We start from the raw sequence: 18,536 nt of genomic DNA, 5'->3' as shown, positions 1-18,536 counted from the left end.
CTGATCCGGCCGCCATTGAAACGAGGCTATTGTCGTGGACCATACCCATCACACCAGTACCACTGAGCCGCCTTTTTGGAAGAGCAAGATTGGCATTGCGCTGATCATGCTGGCCGTAATAGGCATCTTCTATGTAGCGCGTGAGCATTACGGTCATCTTTCGCAGGCCCTGCCGTACCTCATCCTGCTGCTATGCCCGCTGATGCATCTGTTTGGCCACAATCACGGCGGGCACTCCCACTCCAGCAGCACCGCTGTTTCCAAGGACGAAGAAAGGACATAGATCGCATGCAAAAGACCTCCTGCCATCATGACCAGGATCATTCACATAACTCGCACGCCCACTCCGAGAGCCAGCGCGACCCGGTGTGTGGCATGGAGGTCAAACCTGATGGCCCTTATCGCGAGAGCTTTGAAGGGAAGGCCTATCATTTCTGCAGTGCGAAGTGCCTAGAGAAATTCCAAGCAGATCCTCATCAGTACATGAGCCATCAGTCTCATGGGGAGCATCACCAGCACGCGACTCCAGCACACACATCGACACCTGTAGGTGCTGAATACACCTGCCCGATGCATCCAGAAATCCGTCAACCGGCTCCCGGAAACTGCCCGATCTGCGGGATGACGCTGGAACCTGTCATCCCGGAGCTGGAAGAGGAGGAAAATCCAGAGCTGAAGGACTTCTCGCTGCGGTTCTGGTGGACCCTACCGTTGACCGTCATCGTGACCGTATTGGCGATGGCCGGCCATTCCTTGCAACTGTTTCATGGCACGACCCAGAACTGGGTCGAGCTGGCTCTGGCGACGCCCGTGACGCTATGGGGTGGCTGGGTATTCTTCACCCGCGGCATTGACTCCATCCGCCACCGCAGCCCCAACATGTGGACCCTGATCGGTTTGGGAACGGCCGCTGCCTACCTCTACAGCGTGGCCGCTACCTTGGTTCCGCAGTGGTTTCCGGCGGCTTTTGCCCAGGACGGACGTATCGGCGTCTATTTTGAAGCAGCCGCGGTGATTATCTCACTCACGCTGTTGGGCCAAATGCTCGAACTCAAGGCCCGCTCGCAGACTTCGGCAGCCATCAAGTCACTGCTGAGGCTGGCACCAAAGACTGCGCGTCGCATCAAGCCCGATGGCCAGGAAGAAGATATTCCGCTGACACATGTCCATCAGGGCGACCACCTACGTGTCCGGCCGGGAGAGAAAGTCCCGGTGGACGGTACGGTTCTAGAGGGGGAGAGCGCCGTCGACGAGTCGATGCTTACCGGAGAACCGTTACCCGTGACCAAGCGGGTAGGGGATGCCCTTATCGGTGCCACCCTGAACACCCACGGCAGCCTGGTGATGGAGGCGCAGAAGGTCGGTGCCGAGACCATGCTGTCGCAGATCGTTCAGATGGTGGCCAGAGCCCAACGTTCCAAGGCCCCCATGCAGCGTATGGCTGATGCGGTGGCAGGGTATTTCGTGGTCGGGGTGATCCTGATCGCGATTCTGACCTTCTTCGGCTGGGGGCTATTAGGGCCGGAATCAGGCTGGGTATTTGGCCTGATCAATGCGGTGGCGGTGCTAATCATTGCGTGTCCCTGCGCTCTGGGTCTGGCAACCCCGATGTCCGTCATGGTTGCGACTGGCAAGGCCGCTAGCAGCGGTGTGTTGTTCCGCGATGCCAGCGCCATCGAAAATCTATGCAAGATCGACATGCTCATCGTCGACAAGACTGGAACCCTGACTGAGGGGCGTCCCGTATTTCATAGTGCGGAAGGGACAGGCGGTTACGACTCCAATGAAGTGCTGCGCCTGGCTGCTAGTCTCGACCAGGGTAGTGAGCACCCGCTGGCTCATGCCATCGTCGATCATGCGCGCGGTCAGGGCATTGCACTGGTCAAACCGGACACTTTCGAATCTGGCTCGGGTATTGGTGTGCGCGGCCAGGTCGATGACCATCAGCTGCAGCTCGGCAACACCGCACTGATGGACGAGGCGGGCGTCGATATTACCCCGCTGCGCAATCGCGCCGAGCAACTGCGTCTGGAAGGCATCAGCATCATCTATTTGGCCGTTGATGGTCGCCTGGCGGGACTCCTGGCCGTTTCCGATCCGATCAAGCCTACTTCTCAACAGGCTGTCTCCAAGCTTCAAAGCGAAGACGTAAAGGTCATCATGGCCACTGGTGATGGCCTCACCACAGCAAGAGCCGTGGCGAAGCAGCTCGGAATCGAGGAAGTGCATGGTGAGGTCAAACCGCAGGATAAGGAGAAACTGGTCGCCGATTTGCAGGGCTATGGCCGTCGTGTCGCCATGGCGGGTGACGGCATCAACGATGCGCCCGCCCTGGCCAGGTCTGACGTAGGTATCGCCATGGGCACCGGTACCGATGTGGCGATGAACAGCGCCCAAGTGACGCTGGTCAAGGGAGATCTGATGGGCATCCTGCGAGCGCGCACCCTGTCAGTGGCAACCGTGAAAAACATGAGGCAGAACCTCGCCTTTGCGTTCCTCTACAACGCGATGGGAATCCCGCTAGCAGCGGGGCTGCTGTACCCGCTGACGGGGCATCTTCTGTCGCCCTTGATTGCTGCGCTGGCGATGAGTGTCAGCTCGGCGTCGGTGGTCTTCAATGCTCTGAGGTTGAAATCAACGGACATCGGATAGGCTTCCATACCACCGACCAGGTGATTATTCAGAAGCGCATCTGACCGGAAAATGCCGTACGGTAGTTTCCGGTCCGACCTATCTGTCGCAACACATAGTGACGAGGTGACGTTCGATGGACTGTTGCCGCTGCGGGTAGGAGACTGGTCGTCGTTAACCCATGAGGACTCTCCGTGGCCCGCATTCGCAGACTGATTATCAGCAACTTCCGATCTATCCAGGCGCTCGACTGGGTGCCGGCCCCAGGAATTAACTGCCTCATAGGTCCTGGCGATAGTGGAAAGTCCAGCATTCTAGATGCGATTGACCTTTGCGTCGGTGCCCGCCGGGGCGGCACGTTCGGCGACATGGACTTCTTCGCTCTGAACGTCGAAACACCCATCACCATCAGTGTGACGCTTGGCGATTTGCCGGTATCGCTGATGGATATCGATGTTTACGGCGAGTTCTTGCGTGGATTCAATCCAGGAACGGGAGAAGTCGAAGACGAACCGCGAGCGGGGCTGGAGACCGTTATCACCTTGCTCCTGCAAGTTGGTGCCGATTTGGAACCTACCTGGACACTTTTTTCTGAGCGTGCGGAGCAGCAGCAACTCGAACGCACTCTTCCCTGGAAGGAACGAGCGGCACTAGCACCCGCCCGTATCGGCAGCTTTGCGAGTTCGAACTTGTCGTGGAGTCGTGGCTCAGTGCTCAATCGACTTACCGATGAGCGCGCCGAGCTTGGTGCTGAACTGGCGCGCGCCGCTAGGCAAGCAAGAGCGAACTTTGGCAATCAAGCAGCCGAACATCTGACCCAGACGCTTGAGGTCGTGCAACGCACAGCACAGCATCTTGGCGTTTCGGTCGGGGCTATGCCTCAGGCGCTCCTTGACGCACATTCTGTGTCGATTGGCGAGGGGGCGATCGCGCTGCACAGTGAAACAGGTATTCCGCTGCGCTCCCTTGGCACGGGCTCGTCACGCTTGCTAGTGGCAGGGCTTCAAAGGGCTGCGGCCAGCGCCGCGCCAATTGCCCTGGTTGATGAGGTGGAATACGGGCTTGAACCTCATCGGCTCATGCGATTCCTGGACTCGCTGGGTGCAAAGGACGCTGCCGCTCCGTTGCAAGTGTTCATGACGACGCACTCGCCGGTCGCGCTGCGCGAGCTGTCCGGCAGCCAGTTATTCGTTGTTCGGTCAGCACCTCAGCGCCACAGTGTTATGCCAGCTGGGGAAGCCAACGAGGTACAAAGTACCCTTCGGAAGGACCCCGAAGCATTCCTCGCCAAATCCATCATCGTTTGCGAGGGGGCCAGCGAGGTTGGCTTCGCGCGTGGCCTTGACCAATGGTGGGTCAGTCTTGGCGCTACCTCATTCCTGGCCCATGGCGGCGCGTATGTGGACGCCGGCGGGGGAAGCCCCGATAACAGTCTTATCCGGGGAACAGCACTTCTGAACTTGGGTTACCGCGTGATGGTTTTTGTAGATGCCGACAAGCCTTCGACCGCGGGGCTCGCTGAAGCATTCTTGGCCGCCGGCGGGCAAATTCTTACATGGCGACCAGGCCTCACGTTGGAGGACGAGATCTTCCGCCATCTCAGTGAGCAAGCACTCGATGCACTTCTGGCGAAAGCCGAAACAATAGTGGGTGCAGAGCTGATGAACGCACACATTCAGACGAAGTCCCAAGGCCGCGTGACGCTGAACGATATCCGAGCCAAGCGACTCGTGGATGGGTACTCACCTGAGAGACGAGAGCTGCTGGGAACCGCATCCCGTATCCGCAACAGCGGCTGGTTCAAGTCGCTGACAACCTATCAGGAGGTTGCAAGGGACATCGTCGGTCCGTCTTTACAGAACGCCGAACCGGGCTTCATGGCAGTCACGAATCAGCTCTGGACGTTTACAAGTGCCCCCTGAGATTGATCTTTTCGCTATCGAGCGTGGCTCCATAACGGCCCCCGCAGGTTGTGGAAAAACGCAATTGATTGCCGAGACGCTCATCGCGCATACGCAGAGCAAACCCATCCTCGTCTTGACACATACGAACGCCGGCGTTGCGGCCTTACGGGCGCGCCTGAGACGAGCCGGTGTTCCTAACTCCGCATATCGAGTCTCCACCATTGACGGATTCTCGATGCGCCTGATCGCTAAGTTCCCAGCGCGAAGCGGCCATAACCCGCAGATCCTACAGCTGCATCAACCCAATACTGACTACCCGGCAATTCGGGAGGCCGCCATGCAGTTGTTGCAGGCCGGTCACCTCGCTCAGCCCCTTCGCGCCACCTATGCACGGTTGCTTGTCGACGAGTACCAAGACTGCAACGTCGTCCAGCACGCCATCGTGTCTGGTTTGGCCCAGGTGCTTCCGACCTGCGTGCTCGGTGACCCGATGCAAGCCATATTCAGCTTCCGTGGCAATCGACTGGTGCATTGGGCGAATGAGGTGCAACCCCTGTTTCCCGCAGCGGGAGAGTTGAGGATACCGTGGCGCTGGCGGCTGGCTGGAGCTGAGAACCTCGGGCAGTGGCTGCTCGCCATAAGGCAACAACTTCAAGCTGGTCAGCCGGTGGATCTGCGCACGGCTCCAGCAGAAGTGCGTTGGGTGCAGCTAAACGCCGGAACCGAAGTTCAGCAGCGACTGGTGGCCGCGAGAACCGAAGCTCCCAACGCTCAGGGTAGCGTCCTCATCATCGGGGACTCCATCAACGTGCAAGGTCGCCATCAGCTCACGAGCCAGACACCCGGTGCCATGGCCGTAGAAGCCGTCGACCTGAGAGATCTCGTCAACTTCGCCAGGAACTTTGACTTGCAGGGTGCCAATGCTCTGGCACAACTTGTGGAGTTTGCTTCCAGCGTAATGACGGGGGTAGGTGCAGCAAACCTGCGAACGCGCGTGGAGTCGCTGCGTGCAGGAAGGGCCCGAACGCCTCCGACCGCGGCCGAGGCTGCGGCGATCGATTTCGTAGCAGCGCCAACATTGGGGCAAGCGCTCCGTGTGATCGATACGCTCGCTGAGCAGCACGGGGCACGTGTATACCGACCGGAGGTTCTGTACTGCTGCCGGTCTGCAATGCAAGCGGTGGTGGGAGGTGCTGCCGACTTTCTGAGTGCAGCCATTCAAGCGCGAGAGCGCAATAGACACCTTGCCCGACCGATCGCAAGACGCTCTGTAGGCAGCACATTACTTCTCAAGGGGCTGGAGGCGGATGTCTCGGTTGTCCTGCATCCTGAGCTTATGACCCCCCAGAATCTATACGTCGCACTGACGAGGGGCGCAAGGCATGTCGTGGTGTGTTCACCAACCCCCATCCTTACGCCCGTGGTAAACGGCTGATCCTTTTGTAGCGCTTACGGGCTTGACCTTGCCATCGTGTCAAGGTCGATGCTGTCCGTGCGGTAACTTGAGCCGCGGACGAAATGAGGTGAAAGACATGTTTAGTCTGAGTGTTGCGGGGATGGGCTGTGGCAGTTGCGTGAGCAAAATCACGAAGGCCATTCAAGCTCTGGATCAGGATGCACGAGTAGAAGTGGATCGAGCGGCCGGCAAGGTCACCGTTGAGAGCACAGAAAGTGCCGAATCGATCCGCGAACTCATCCAGGAGCTTGGCTATTCGGCCCAGGTCAGCGCTTGAGCGCTGACCTGCTATCCCACTAAATCTCCAGTTCTGAGAGCTCTTTTAGCCCTGGGATACTGGTGACCTCGTTGGTCATACCTTCTGAACCATCTCGGCCGCGAAGCCAGTTTGAGTGATCGCCTGGCTCGCGCATTTCCAGCGTGTCATAGGAGTACCGCTTGCGCTTGAACAGGCTTTTCAATGCAGCGAACTCGTGGCTTTTTTCGTCTTCTATGCCGACGACTTCTCCTGCAAGCCGCTTCCAGTGACCAACGCCGTCGGCCAGCATTGCCTGATAGGTCTCCGGGTCAAGCAAGGCTTGCTGTTTGAAATGAATGATGCGGTGAGTCATAGAAGCGCTCGGAGTGGCCAAAGAGAGAGCGCTAGCCTAAAGGTTCCGGGTCATTCGTGTAATAGCTGGCCGCGCTTTAGCAAACCGTCGTTGACCCACAACTTCAACCAGGTCGCGGCTTGCAAGGGAGCTTGCTCGCCATGCGTGGCGCTCAACGACTCGCAGAGTTCAGCGAACGATCCGCCCTCGATGAGAAACTGCAATGCCGAAGCCTCCGCTGGCTCCAGGCTCCGGTACTGGCAGACGAGTTCATGACGCCAAACAAGACAGGCTAGGTTCGTTGGCAGGCGGGTAACATCAGGCAGCAAGCTGCCGGACTTGGCGGCTTTCCACAACTCCAGCGTGTTGTACTGCAGCTGCAACCACCGGGCAGATGCAGTCAGGGAAACCCTGAGTGAAATCCAGTCTTCAGCCGAAAAATCACTCATGGTCTCCAGCGAAAGCGCTTCGACATCCTGAGCGTCGAAGGCCAGTGTAAAGGCCCATTCCAGTTCCGCGAGTTCGCGCATCGGCGATAGTTGGGGTTCTTCGACGTAGCTGCTAATGAACTCGGGCAGCTTCTCGCCCAGCCAGCGAATGCTGAAATGTCGTGGTGGCCAGGCGGCCAAGTAGGCCAGTGCGAGCTGCTCGAATGATTCGTTGCCGATCCAGTGAAGCAGGGCAGGGAAGTCTTCTCGCAAGACCGCAAGCAGGCGCGAACGGTAAGCGTTGTGGTAGATCTGCAGGCCTTCGAGAGCACTCAGCGCTGTGCTACCTCGGATCTGCTCCAAAAGCTCGTTGGAGGGCAGGCCACTGTCACCTGTCAGGTAAGTTTCAAATGCAGTCTGTAGGGCGATCAGGCTCAAGGGGTGGCCCCCGATATCACAGATTTGGCGATAGCACGGGCATGTGCTAATTCGGACAACAGCTCTTCCAGCGGCGGAAACTGGTCATCCCGCTCGATCAAGGTCGATGTCGGGCCCAAGTAGCTCAAAGTCTTGCTGTAGAGAGACCAAACCGGATCAGCGATGGGCTGGTCATGGGTGTCGATGAGGTACTGCCCGTAATCGCTGTGCCCGGCCAGGTGAATTTGCCGAATCCGCTCGTGCGGCAATTCCATGATGAACTGCCAAGGGTCGAAACCCTGGTTGCGCGAACTGACGTAGACGTTGTTCACGTCGAGAAGCAGCTCGCACCCGGTCAGGTAACTGAGCTCCGAGAGGAACTGAGACTCGCTCATGCTGGATGTTGTCCACTGCACGTAGGAGGAAACGTTCTCCAGCACGATGGGACGTTCCAAAACATCCTGCACCAAGCGCACCCGGGCCGCGACATGCAGCAGGCTCTCCTGGGTAAACGGCAGCGGTAGCAGATCGTGAAGTTGATGGGCGTTGCCTCGACTCCAGCACAGGTGATCAGACACCCACTGAGGCTGCACCCGATCCGCCAGCTGCTTGAGCTGTCGTAGGTAGTCTATGTCCAAGGCATGTGAGCCGCCAATCGAAAGAGATACTCCGTGCATCACCAGGGGGTAGTGCTCGCCGATCGCATCAAGGAAGTAGAGAGCCTTGCCGCCCTCCACCAGGTAATTCTCGGAAATGATCTCGAACCAGTCGACCGCAGGCCGTTCCTCCAGGATCTGCCGGTAATACTCGTTGCGAAGGCCAAGACCGAAACCCAGAGTTTTGCGCTTACTCATTCGAGACTCCAGCAGGGGAGTGGCATGCACTCCCCTGAACCGCCTTATTCGCTGGTTTTGCCACCGGCTTCGTCACATTTGGCCTGGGTCATCAACTTGAACCCCTGGCCTTTGCATTCGCCTTGGCCTTTGCAGTCGTTTTTCGCGGTCATGCAGTCGTTCTGCCCTTTGCAACCATTGACCCCGAAGCATTTCACTTCTGCTGCTTTGGTGTCCTGGGCCGCCTGGACGGGCAGGGTGGAGAACAGGCTGGCGGCTACCAGAGCCAGGGCGGCACCGGTAGCTACGTTGGATTTGTTCGACATAGTGGCTATTTCTCTTGATTGTTTGATGGTCGCGATCCGTCGGTGCGAATGAGCGAGTTAGCTCAGGCATTGCTGCCGAGCAGGCCCATGGAATCCGCAAGGCTTCTCGGGCAAGAAGACAGTACCGAGCCTTCAGGAGGGCCTACAAGAAAGAAATAGCAACCTGACAGAACTGTAATGTTCAGATCAGGTTGCTGACAGGGCTTCGTGGTTAACGTAACAGCGAGCTTAAGGCTCGCCCCCACTAGTTACGGGGGCTTCTAAACTTACGAGGATTCACGAAATGAAATCGATCAAAACCCTGTTTGTAGTTGCTGCCCTGAGTGCTTCCACTCTGGCGATGGCCGAAGGCGGTGCCGATCGCACGTTTGCACGCATGGAGCAGGCCCGTCAGGTCTCGCTGGAAGCGTATCAGCTGGCCAAGCAGCAGAAGGATGGAGCTCCCGTCGCCGGCAGCCAAGCCAAACAGGCGGAACACGCCAACTGCTGAGCCCCTTCAACCTTACAGAAATGTAATCACCCGGATGGTTGAGATATGGCAGTTTTATACTGCTTGGTGTCGGGGGGGCTTGCGCAGCACGCAAGGCTTGAAGATCAAATCTCCCAATACTGGAGCAGTCAATGAACCCGAGACCGGATGCACATCACCGGCTCATCTGACGGATTGGACATAACGGCATGCAAAGCAAAACCACAAGACGTACTTTCGTCAAAGGCCTCGCCGCCGCCGGTATTCTCGGCGGCATGGGCATGTGGCGCACGCCGGTCTGGGCGGTAACCAGCCCAGGTCAGCCGAACGTGCTGAGCGGTAACGATTTCGACCTGTTTATCGGAGAGACTCCGGTAAACATCACCGGCGCAGCGCGTACCGCCATGACGATCAATGGCTCGCTGCCAGGCCCAATCCTGCGCTGGCGGGAGGGCGAGACCGTGACGTTGCGCGTACGCAACCGCCTCAAGGAGGACACGTCCATTCACTGGCACGGCATTATCCTGCCGGCGAACATGGATGGCGTTCCGGGCCTGAGCTTCCATGGCATCGCCCCCGACGGCATGTATGAGTACAAGTTCAAGGTCAACCAGAACGGCACCTACTGGTATCACAGCCACTCGGGGCTCCAGGAGCAAGTCGGCGTATACGGCGCGCTGGTCATCGACGCCAAGGAACCCGAGCCCTTCAGTTACGACCGTGATTATGTCGTGCTGCTGAGCGACTGGACCGATGAAAATCCAGCGCGGGTACTGGCCAAGCTCAAAAAGCAGTCGGACTACTACAACTACCACAAGCGCACCGTTGGTGATTTCATCAATGACGTGAGCGAGATGGGGTGGTCCGCTGCGGTAGCCGATCGCAAGATGTGGGCCGAGATGAAGATGAGCCCGACGGATCTCGCTGACGTCAGTGGCTACACCTACACCTACCTGATGAATGGCCAGGCACCTGATGGCAACTGGACCGGCATATTCAAACCGGGCGAAAAGATCCGCCTGCGCTTCATCAACGCCTCGGCGATGACCTATTTCGATGTGCGCATCCCGGGCCTGAAGATGACTGTGGTTGCGGCCGATGGTCTGCACGTCAAACCGGTCAGCGTCGACGAGTTCCGTATCGCCGTGGCCGAGACCTACGACGTGATCGTCGAACCAGACAGCGAACAGGCCTATACCGTGTTTGCCCAATCCATGGATCGCACTGGCTATGCGCGCGGCACCCTTGCTGTACAGGAGGGATTGAGTGCACCGGTACCCAGCCCCGACCCGCGTCCGCTGATTGCCATGGGCGACATGGGTATGGATCACGGCAGCATGGCCGGAATGGACCACGGCAGTATGGCGGGCATGGATCATGGGAGCATGCAGGGTGGCATGGCCGGCATGGATCACAGCCAGATGGCTGGAATGGATCATTCGGGCATGGCAGGCATGGCAGGCATGGCAGGTGCCATGCAGGCACACCCAGCCTCAGAGACCAACAACCCGCTGGTCGATATGCAGACCATGACACCGACGCACAAGTTGGACGACCCAGGTATTGGTTTGCGAGACAACGGCCGACGCGTCCTTACGTACTCTGACCTGCGCAGCACCTTCCTCGACCCGGATGGTCGCGAACCAAGTCGCACCATCGAGCTGCACCTTACCGGGCACATGGAGAAATTCTCCTGGTCCTTCGATGGCATCAAGTTCTCTGACGCCGAGCCTCTGCGCCTCAAGTACGGCGAGCGTGTTCGCATCACGCTGGTCAACGACACCATGATGACTCATCCGATCCATCTTCATGGCATGTGGAGCGACCTGGAGGATGCGAACGGCAATTTCTTGGTGCGAAAACACACCATCGACATGCCGCCAGGTTCCAAGCGCAGCTATCGAGTGACTGCCGATGCGTTGGGGCGATGGGCCTATCACTGCCACCTGCTGCTCCACATGGAAATGGGCATGTTCCGTGAAGTTCGTGTGGATGAGTAAAGGAGATTTCTGATGAGCACTTTTATGAAGCGAAATGCCCTGACTGGCAGCGCAGTCATGTTTAGCTTATTGGCTGCCCTGCACGCACCGGTTTCGTTGGCAGGTGAGGGGCACAGTGAGCACGAACAACATGCTGCCGAGTCGGCTGCGCCCAAGACCGCCAGTGGCAATCACGCAGATCAGTCGAAGGATAAGGCGACTGGCCAGCAGATGGATCATGGCGCCATGGATCACGGAGACATGAAGCATGACGGCATGAATCACGAAAACATGATGGATAAGCATGGCGGCACCGAAGCCGAAGCAGGTTCGAACCATGACCACTAAGTTTTCACGTCCATCTCTCTTGGCGCTGGCTGTGTCGCTGAGTGCGTTCAGCGGCGGCGTTACCTTGGCTGCGGAAGAAATGGATCATTCGGCAATGGGGCACGGCGCCATGTCGATGGACCATAGCCAGATGAACCACGGCGCTACCAAAGCGCCGATGGAGGGCATGGATCACAGCAAGATGGACCATGGTGCCATACAGGGTGCTTCGGGCAGCATGGATCATAGCCAAATGGGCCACAGCCAGAGCCAAGATAAGGCTCCAGTCATGGACCACAGCAAGATGAACCATGGCGCCATGCAAGGGCAGATGGAAGGCATGGATCATTCAAAGATGAACCATGGCTCCACTGAAGACCCAAGAACCACCAGCCGTACGCCGATTCCCGTTCTGACGGATGCTGATCGCCAAGCGGCTTTCCCGCCTCTACCTGGCCATAAGGTGCACGACAGCGCCATCAACAGCTTTTTCCTGCTCGATCAGCTCGAATACCAGGATGCAGATGAGGGCAGCACCCTGGCCTGGGATGCGTCGGGCTGGGTAGGCGGTGACATCAACCGGGTCTGGTTCCGCTCCGAAGGCGAGCGTACCAACGGCGTGACTGAGGATGCGGAGTTGCAGTTGCTGTACGGCCGCTCGATCGGCCCTTGGTGGGACGTCGTCGCGGGCGTTCGCCAGGACTTCAAACCCGAGTCGCCGCAGACTTGGGCCGCCTTCGGCGTTCAGGGCATGGCGCTTTACGCCTTCGAGGCCGAAGCCACCGCCTTCGTAGGTGAGAATGGCCAGACCGCTGCCCGACTGGAGGGCGAGTACGACATTCTGCTGACCAACCGACTGATACTCCAGCCAACTGCCGAAATGAACTTCTACGGCAAGAACGATCCTGAGCGTGGTGTCGGATCGGGGTTGGCCAATACTGAGCTCGGTTTGCGTCTGCGTTACGAGATTGTCAGGCAGTTTGCCCCCTATGTCGGGGTCTCCTGGAGCCGCTCCTATGGCAACACGGCAGACATGGTCCGCGACGAGGGCGGTGATGTAGACGAGGCGCGTTTTGTAGCCGGTATCCGGATGTGGTTTTGAGAACCTGACATGAAAAGAACAATTAAAACTTTGGTGGCGGCCGGCGTGGTCGGTAGCACAGCTGTCCTGGCCGGCGCCTATTTTGGCGTGGTCAATGTGGGGGCCGACGATCCCCATTTTCCTGCGGTGTATGCGTTTCTCACAATGGCCCGTGACCGCTCTATCGAGGTCCGTTCGCGGGACATCGAGGTTCCTAACCTGGATGATAAAGCTCTTATTCGCGCCGGTGCGGGCAACTACAACTCCATGTGCATCGGCTGCCACTTGGCGCCAGGTGTGGCGGAGACCGAGTTGAGCCAATCGCTTTATCCTGCTCCTCCCAACCTCGCCAAGATCGGTGTCGATGGCAATCCGTCAGCAGCGTTCTGGGTGATCAAGCATGGCATCAAGGCAACGGGTATGCCTGCGTGGGGCAAGAGCATGGGAGACGAGTACATCTGGGGCATGGTTGCCTTCCTCAACCAACTGCCGACGATGGATGCCAAGCAATACCAAACACTCGTCGCATCCAGTGGCGGCCATCAGCACGGTGGTGGGGAAACGCAGATGCATAACCATGAAGGACAGCACGGCGACAACAAGCCTGGCCATCATGACAATAGTGGCGGTGGCGATGACCATCATGGATCAGGTGATGCTGGAGAGCCTGGTCATCACGATGCCGCGGCTACGGATAGCGAGGGTGGCTCCGCACCTAAGGCAGGTCACCATTCGGATATGAGTGGCGATGACCACCATGCTGGAGATGAGGCGTCGTCCAACGGAGGTGATCATCACGCCGAGCAGGCTCCGAACGCCTCGCCCAAGACCCACACCCACGCCGATGGCAAAGAGCACGTACATGAAAGCTAAATATCTGGCCTTACTGGCCGCTCTCTCCGTCACGTCTGCGGTTCAAGCAGCTGATGCCCTGACGATTGATGTCCATCGTGATGCCAATTGCGGATGTTGCAAGAAGTGGATTTCACACCTCGAAGCGAATGGCTTCAAAGTCGTCGACCATGTTGAAAGCAACATGACAGCAGTGAAGCAAAGACTGGGCGTCGCGCCACGGTTAGCGTCTTGCCACACCGCGGTGATTGACGGCAAGTTCGTCGAAGGTCATGTGCCGGCGGCTCAGGTCATCGAACTCACCAAGCGCGATGATCTGCTGGGCATCGCTGTTCCCGGGATGCCGGCGGGCTCCCCCGGCATGGAAGTCGATGGCGTACAGCATGCCTACCAGGTCATTGGCTTGACCAAGACGGGTGCCGATCAGGTCGTTGCAGAATATCCCGCCGAGTAGCAGCCCATTCCACCGCGGCCGCTTGGGAACGAGTGGCCGATCTTCTTCACACTTCCCCTAAGTAAAAAAGGCGCCCGACGGGCGCCAAGGGCTGTCTCCAAACCAAAGGAGCACTAGAGGGGACAGCAGAGTCAAAATGCGAGCGGCATTCACACCGCTCGCGCACTGGCGTTAAAGCACTTCCAGTGGGTACTCGACGATGAAGCGGAACTCATCCAAATCCGACTCGAAGTCAGTGGCGCGAGTCGTGGCTTGTCGAATGCGGAAGGACATGTCCTTCAGTGATCCAGACTGCACAACGTACTTGGCCTCGATGTCACGTTCCCAGCGCTTCTGGTTGGTCAACGGATCGCCATTGTCATCTCGGCGCATATAGACTTCGTTTGCGTTGCTGTAGTCGGCATCCCAGCCCTGAGCATATCGAGTCATGAAGCTCAGTCCGGGCACACCGAAAGGCTCCATATCCAGGTCATAGCGCACCTGCCATGACTTCTCCTTGGGCGAGTTGAAGTCACTGTACTGAATGGAGTTGTCGAGGTAGATGGAGTCAGATTGGCGCAAGTAGTCGAAGTCGTCATCGCCGTTGTTGCGCTGGAGTCCAACCAGGACGGTGTGCGCGCCGAACTGGATGCCGACCTTACCGCTCCAGATGTTGTTATCGAAGCTCCCGAGGAGCTGCTTCCCTTCATCAACTGCCTTGTAGTAGTTCAACCCACCGATCAAGGTGACATCGTCCGCAAGCGGATAGCTCAGCGTGGTGCCCGCATAGTATTGATTCCAGGCATCCTTGAGCCGACTGGTGTAGAGACTGAAGCCCAGGTTGTCGTTGAGCGTGTAGTCACCGCCGAAATAGGCGATCCATGGAGAGTCGACTTCGCCCGCGTAGAAGGTGGCGAAGCCGTCACGCATGCTGCTGCTGTTGGGTTGGCTCATCGAATGAAGGCGACCGCCTTGAAGCGACAGTCCTTCCACACTGGTGTTGGCCACGGTGATGCCGCGGAAACTCTCCGGTAAAAGCCGCGCATCACCGTACTGGACGACCGGGCTGACAGGAAAGACATCGCCTGCCTTGATTTCGGTATCCATGAACCGTGTTTTTACTGCACCGCCCAGCTTGGAGTAGTTGTCCTCAGCCTGCCCGAGGCTGTTATACGGCATCACATCGACTGAGCCGCCTGCACCAGAGCGACCGTCGCCTGTATCCAGCTTGAGTCCCAGCATTGCAAAGGCATCGACACCAAAGCCTACGGTGCCTTCGGTGTAGCCAGACTCGAATCGGCCTATCACGCCATGCGCCCACTCTTCCGAATAGCCATTACCCGAGCTGCTGGACTGGCCTTTACGGAAATCGCGGTTGAAGTAGAGGTTTCGATTGAGAATGGTCAGGCTGCTGCCTTCGATAAATCCCTCGCCTTTCTCGCCGGCGGCCATTGCAGCTTGCCCGGTACTGACGCTCAGAGTGAGCAGAGAAAGTCCTAACAGGGTTCTGTTATTCATAAATGCTCCTGATGTTATTGGCAGTTGTCATTGTGTGGTCGCATATATGTGCCAAGCGCGCCGGGCATAGCCAGGCACGCCTTGGTCATATTTCCACATGCCAAATAACGTCAGGGTGACTTGGAAATTACATTTCAGTCAGCGCGATGTCATTTATCTAGTTTTGATTACGGCAACCTGTCCCGGCTGCCCGGTATTCAAGAATATTCAGATCGCCATTGGAGTCCTCGTAGGTCATCTGGGCCGGCATCACACCGCAGCTAGAGTCCGTCGGGGTAGTGGCCACGACCCTGGCGATATCGAGTTTCATGCCGTAGCGGTAATGAATAACTTCAGGCGGATTCTTTCCGTTAGCGGCAGCATACTCTTGCATGGCCTGCTCATTGGCCTGAATCATCCGACCATAGACACGATCAGCGCCGCCTTCTGCCAGAGCTGCAGAGGAAACAACCATAGCGGAAAGTGCAGCAATGACTTTGAGGTTTTTCATGTTTAATCACTCCTTCAAGGTGGTGATTAAAATATAAACGCAAGACCCTGTCACAAACGTGAAGCGAGAATTACATTCCTGTAATGGATCTAAACTCTTTGAGAGTAAAGGTTTTGATACGTCAGTTATGTTTGGCACTCGTCAGAGCAATTACAGGCGTCGGCTACCGAAGATAACAATTTCTACCCAGGTATCAGTGAGTGGGTCATTGGAAAGTCAGCTTTGGTGAGGCGATCGTTAGCGGTAGTAATGCACTCTTGGCGGCTCCCCATAGTCGCCGTCTGTGCATTTCGCTAAATGCGTGCGCTGCACAAACAGTGCAACGCACGGATTATTGCTAATTACAGCAGTGGAAGGGTGTAGCTCACGATCAGGCGGTTCTCATCAACGTCGTTGCCGAAGTTGGTTGAACGTAGTGTGGCGTTGCGCCATTTAACGCCCAGGTTTTTCAGCGCACCGTCCTGAAAGACATAGGCGATGTCAGTATTGCGCTCCCACTCCTTACCATCGGCACCGCCTGCGCCTAGATCAATATTGTCGCCGGTCAGGTAACGGGTCATGAACGTCAAGCCAGGGATGCCAACGCTGGCAAAGTTGAAGTCATAGCGGACCTGCCATGAGGTTTCGTCTTTGTTGGCGAAGTCACCGATTTGCACATAGTTGACCAGGAACGGATCGGTGCCGTTGATGTAGGCGTAGCCGGTGTCTCCGCTCATGCTCTGGTAACCAACACCGAGTGCGTGACCGCTAAATGCATAGGTGAACATCGCCCCGAATGCCTTGTTGTCGACGTTGCTGTTGCCCTCGTCGGTGGAGCGAGCGTAGCGCAGATCAGTTTTCAGCGATTGCTTGTCACCTAGCGGCAAGGTGTGCAGGACCGTGAAAATATGCTGCTTGTAGAAACCGTCTAGATTGCCGTAGTTGTAGCCGGTGGCTAGGTTGCTGTTCCACTTGTAGGTTGCTCCGGCGAAGTTGAATTCATCGCTATTCTGGGTTCCGCCGCCGCTGATAGCGCGGGCTGCGCCGCTGGTAATGCTGAGGTCTTCGCTATCGGATGAGTCGCGCTGGCTTACTTGTTTGAGCTGGCCGGCATCGAAGGTCAGGCCGGCAATCTCCAGCGAATTCAGGTGCCCGCCTTGAAAGGTCTGTGGCAGCAGGCGCGAATCGTTTGCTTGGACGGTTGGCAGTCGAGGTTGCAGCGTGCCCAGTTTCAGCACGCTGTTTGAAGCGCGCAGCTTCGCGGTTAAGCCCATCTCACCATATTCATCCTGCGCTGCACGAGGTGCTTCTTTGTTGCGTTTTAGAAGGCCCGTGCCTGAACGATCAGCGCTGGAGTCCAGCTTGAGACCCAGCATGCCGATGGCGTCGATACCCACGCCGACTGTCCCTTCAGTGAAGCCGGATTCGTAGCGCAGCAGGAAGCCCTGGGCCCATTCCTCCTGCTTTGACTGGCTAGCTGAGTCTTGGCGGAAATCACGATTGAAATAGAAGTTGCGCGCTTCCAGACCAGCTTTGCTATCTGCCAAAAAATCAGCTGCCGCTGGTTGACTGAGACCGAGTCCTCCAGCGCTCAGCAGGAGCCCGCACGTGACTCGGTTAAGCCATTGAGAGTTGGGGGTAGCAATGAGCATGTAATTATCCTCGTCGAAAACATGTGTGGTAGACGTGGGGCAGGCTCGGGTAGGCGTATTACACTTGCACATACTTTCGATGACATTTTTATTTCAATGATCGAGAGGGCGAATGAAAGCCTTACAGGGCGAGGGTTTCAATGCAGGAGTGGAAACTTTTGTTTGTTTCAGCGAGATGACTATTTGGTGAATTAGCTGCTTGTGGACTACTCAGGGCTACTGAGTGAACCAGTTGTGGCGATCTTCAAAGGCTTTGTAGATGAGCGATACCAGTGTCTGCACTTCTGATTGCTCTGCTGCCAGCGGGGACGTTGAAATCCAGACCACCCGTTCCAAGGCAGTCTCGAATAACTCGTCAAGGGGCAGCAGGTTACGGTCTACATGGGAGATGTAGCCAGGTAGCAGGCCAATGCAGGAGGAGTTACGCAGCAAGTCAACGACCCACTCTTGTGAATGCACTTGAATGACCGCGCTTTGGCGCTGACGGATCAGCTGATTCCATGGTTCGAAACTGTCAACCGTTGTGTTTCCCGCGAGCTGAACCAGCATGAAATCCTTGAGGTCGGCTACAGAACTCGGTAGGCGTTTACCCGCATAACGTTTGGCCATATGGGCACGATAGGGAATTCGTGCAAGCATCAATGGTGTTGTCATTGCAAAGCTTGGAGTCGGTCTTGGCGTGCCGGGATCGGTGATCCAAATCATGACCTCTGCCAGCCTCTCGGGCTCGCCCTCCTGTGGGATGATTTCTAGTCTCACGGCCGCGTCATTACGCAGCCAGGAGATCAAATCACGGGCCAGCAGGTCGGTGAGCAGTGCCGTCGGCACCGCAAGACGTACCAGAGCTCGCTGGACACTGACGTCCTCTGGATGCAGGTCACCGAATTTCTGGATCAGTAGTTGTTGTAATTCACGTCCTGTTGCGCTCAGGCTGAGCTCGCGTCCTTTATAAAGGAATAGCGGGGTACCTACAGTTGCCTCCAGCTTCCTGAGTTTTTTGCGCATCGGCACGATATGTAAGTTTAGGCTGCGTGCAGCCTGCCTAAAGCAGGCGCAGCGCGCGCTGGTCAAGAAAATCTGTGCTAGTTGGTGGTCGATGGTGAGAGGGTCGAACATGGGGGGCGATCAAAGCTCGTGCCAAGCAAAATGCATGTACTTTGAGCTTAACGAG

19 protein-coding genes are annotated in these 18,536 nt (G+C 57.2%); 11 read left to right on the top strand and 8 right to left on the bottom strand.

Translation table 11 applies throughout. The features are described 5' to 3' along the window. Nucleotides 1–34 precede the first annotated feature (34 nt). The 5 genes from RTH74_RS10200 to RTH74_RS10180 all read left to right on the top strand — a co-directional run bounded on the left by RTH74_RS10200 (nt 35) and on the right by RTH74_RS10180 (nt 6,268). Nucleotides 35–283 (top strand): DUF2933 domain-containing protein, encoded by a 249-nt coding sequence (locus RTH74_RS10200; RefSeq protein WP_003246761.1) that lies wholly within the window; start codon nt 35–37, stop codon nt 281–283. Between the two features lie 5 nt (nt 284–288). Then, nucleotides 289–2,652 (top strand): heavy metal translocating P-type ATPase, encoded by a 2,364-nt coding sequence (locus RTH74_RS10195; RefSeq protein WP_197432172.1) that lies wholly within the window; start codon nt 289–291, stop codon nt 2,650–2,652. Nucleotides 2,653–2,825: 173 nt separating this feature from the next. Next, a complete protein-coding gene (locus RTH74_RS10190; protein WP_013715609.1) occupies nt 2,826–4,553 on the top strand; it encodes an ATP-dependent nuclease in 1,728 nt (575 codons plus the stop codon). Continuing rightward, complete coding sequence (locus RTH74_RS10185; RefSeq protein WP_033725463.1) at nt 4,543–5,970, top strand: UvrD-helicase domain-containing protein; 1,428 nt, start codon at nt 4,543–4,545, stop codon at nt 5,968–5,970. Before RTH74_RS10190 ends, RTH74_RS10185 begins: the two co-directional genes overlap by 11 nt. Nucleotides 5,971–6,067: 97 nt before the next feature. Then, nucleotides 6,068–6,268 (top strand): heavy-metal-associated domain-containing protein, encoded by a 201-nt coding sequence (locus RTH74_RS10180; RefSeq protein WP_003246756.1) that lies wholly within the window; start codon nt 6,068–6,070, stop codon nt 6,266–6,268. A gap of 19 nt (nt 6,269–6,287) precedes the next feature. Here RTH74_RS10180 and RTH74_RS10175 read toward each other — a convergent pair whose 3' ends face one another. From RTH74_RS10175 to RTH74_RS10160, 4 genes are read right to left on the bottom strand one after another with little or no spacing between them, the layout of a single operon-like run. Then, nucleotides 6,288–6,602, bottom strand: a complete 315-nt coding sequence (locus tag RTH74_RS10175; RefSeq protein WP_316914576.1) for a hypothetical protein — start codon at nt 6,600–6,602, stop codon at nt 6,288–6,290. Between the two features lie 50 nt (nt 6,603–6,652). Next, complete coding sequence (locus RTH74_RS10170) at nt 6,653–7,447, bottom strand: DNA-binding domain-containing protein (protein ID WP_061239410.1); 795 nt, start codon at nt 7,445–7,447, stop codon at nt 6,653–6,655. After that, nucleotides 7,444–8,280, bottom strand: coding sequence for a DUF692 domain-containing protein (locus RTH74_RS10165; RefSeq protein WP_004374664.1), 837 nt, complete (start codon nt 8,278–8,280; stop codon nt 7,444–7,446). Before RTH74_RS10165 ends, RTH74_RS10170 begins: the two co-directional genes overlap by 4 nt. Before the next feature lie 44 nt (nt 8,281–8,324). Further along, nucleotides 8,325–8,585, bottom strand: a complete 261-nt coding sequence (locus RTH74_RS10160; protein WP_003246752.1) for a membrane protein — start codon at nt 8,583–8,585, stop codon at nt 8,325–8,327. A 283-nt stretch (nt 8,586–8,868) separates the two neighbouring features. On the opposite strand from RTH74_RS10160, the gene RTH74_RS10155 reads away from it, so the two are divergent. The 6 genes from RTH74_RS10155 to RTH74_RS10130 all read left to right on the top strand — a co-directional run bounded on the left by RTH74_RS10155 (nt 8,869) and on the right by RTH74_RS10130 (nt 13,747). Continuing rightward, on the top strand, nt 8,869–9,075 hold the full coding sequence (locus RTH74_RS10155; protein WP_003246751.1) for a co-regulatory protein PtrA N-terminal domain-containing protein: 207 nt from the start codon (nt 8,869–8,871) through the stop codon (nt 9,073–9,075). 188 nt (nt 9,076–9,263) lie between these two features. Further along, the gene (locus RTH74_RS10150; protein WP_061239412.1) at nt 9,264–11,054 is read left to right on the top strand and encodes a copper resistance system multicopper oxidase; all 1,791 of its coding nucleotides are present in this window, start codon (nt 9,264–9,266) and stop codon (nt 11,052–11,054) included. A 12-nt stretch (nt 11,055–11,066) separates the two neighbouring features. Beyond that, nucleotides 11,067–11,381 carry a hypothetical protein gene (locus tag RTH74_RS10145; RefSeq protein WP_059392058.1) on the top strand — a complete coding sequence of 105 codons (315 nt, stop codon included), beginning with the start codon at nt 11,067–11,069 and terminating at the stop codon, nt 11,379–11,381. Next, complete coding sequence (locus RTH74_RS10140) at nt 11,371–12,462, top strand: copper resistance protein B (protein WP_059392059.1); 1,092 nt, start codon at nt 11,371–11,373, stop codon at nt 12,460–12,462. The genes RTH74_RS10145 and RTH74_RS10140 overlap by 11 nt, the downstream gene beginning before the upstream one ends. Before the next feature lie 9 nt (nt 12,463–12,471). Continuing rightward, the gene (locus tag RTH74_RS10135; RefSeq protein WP_059392060.1) at nt 12,472–13,314 is read left to right on the top strand and encodes a c-type cytochrome; all 843 of its coding nucleotides are present in this window, start codon (nt 12,472–12,474) and stop codon (nt 13,312–13,314) included. Further along, nucleotides 13,304–13,747, top strand: a complete 444-nt coding sequence (locus RTH74_RS10130; RefSeq protein WP_059392061.1) for a DUF411 domain-containing protein — start codon at nt 13,304–13,306, stop codon at nt 13,745–13,747. Before RTH74_RS10135 ends, RTH74_RS10130 begins: the two co-directional genes overlap by 11 nt. 171 nt (nt 13,748–13,918) lie before the next feature. On the opposite strand, the gene RTH74_RS10125 is transcribed toward RTH74_RS10130, so the two are convergent. The 4 genes from RTH74_RS10125 to RTH74_RS10110 all read right to left on the bottom strand — a co-directional run bounded on the left by RTH74_RS10125 (nt 13,919) and on the right by RTH74_RS10110 (nt 18,481). Then, entirely contained in the window at nt 13,919–15,244 is a 1,326-nt protein-coding gene (locus RTH74_RS10125; RefSeq protein WP_059392062.1) for an OprD family porin, read from the bottom strand. A 157-nt stretch (nt 15,245–15,401) separates the two neighbouring features. Continuing rightward, complete coding sequence (locus RTH74_RS10120) at nt 15,402–15,734, bottom strand: DUF2790 domain-containing protein (protein WP_017675718.1); 333 nt, start codon at nt 15,732–15,734, stop codon at nt 15,402–15,404. 341 nt (nt 15,735–16,075) lie between these two features. Then, nucleotides 16,076–17,365, bottom strand: coding sequence for an OprD family porin (locus RTH74_RS10115; RefSeq protein ID WP_059392063.1), 1,290 nt, complete (start codon nt 17,363–17,365; stop codon nt 16,076–16,078). A gap of 216 nt (nt 17,366–17,581) precedes the next feature. Next, nucleotides 17,582–18,481 carry a LysR family transcriptional regulator gene (locus RTH74_RS10110; RefSeq protein ID WP_017679356.1) on the bottom strand — a complete coding sequence of 300 codons (900 nt, stop codon included), beginning with the start codon at nt 18,479–18,481 and terminating at the stop codon, nt 17,582–17,584. Nucleotides 18,482–18,536 lie beyond the last annotated feature (55 nt).

Source organism: Pseudomonas sp. zfem001, from assembly GCF_032621725.1.
In the GTDB taxonomy this organism is placed as follows: Bacteria; Pseudomonadota; Gammaproteobacteria; order Pseudomonadales; family Pseudomonadaceae; genus Aquipseudomonas; species Aquipseudomonas sediminis.
This window is presented reverse-complemented; position numbering and strand designations above follow the sequence as displayed.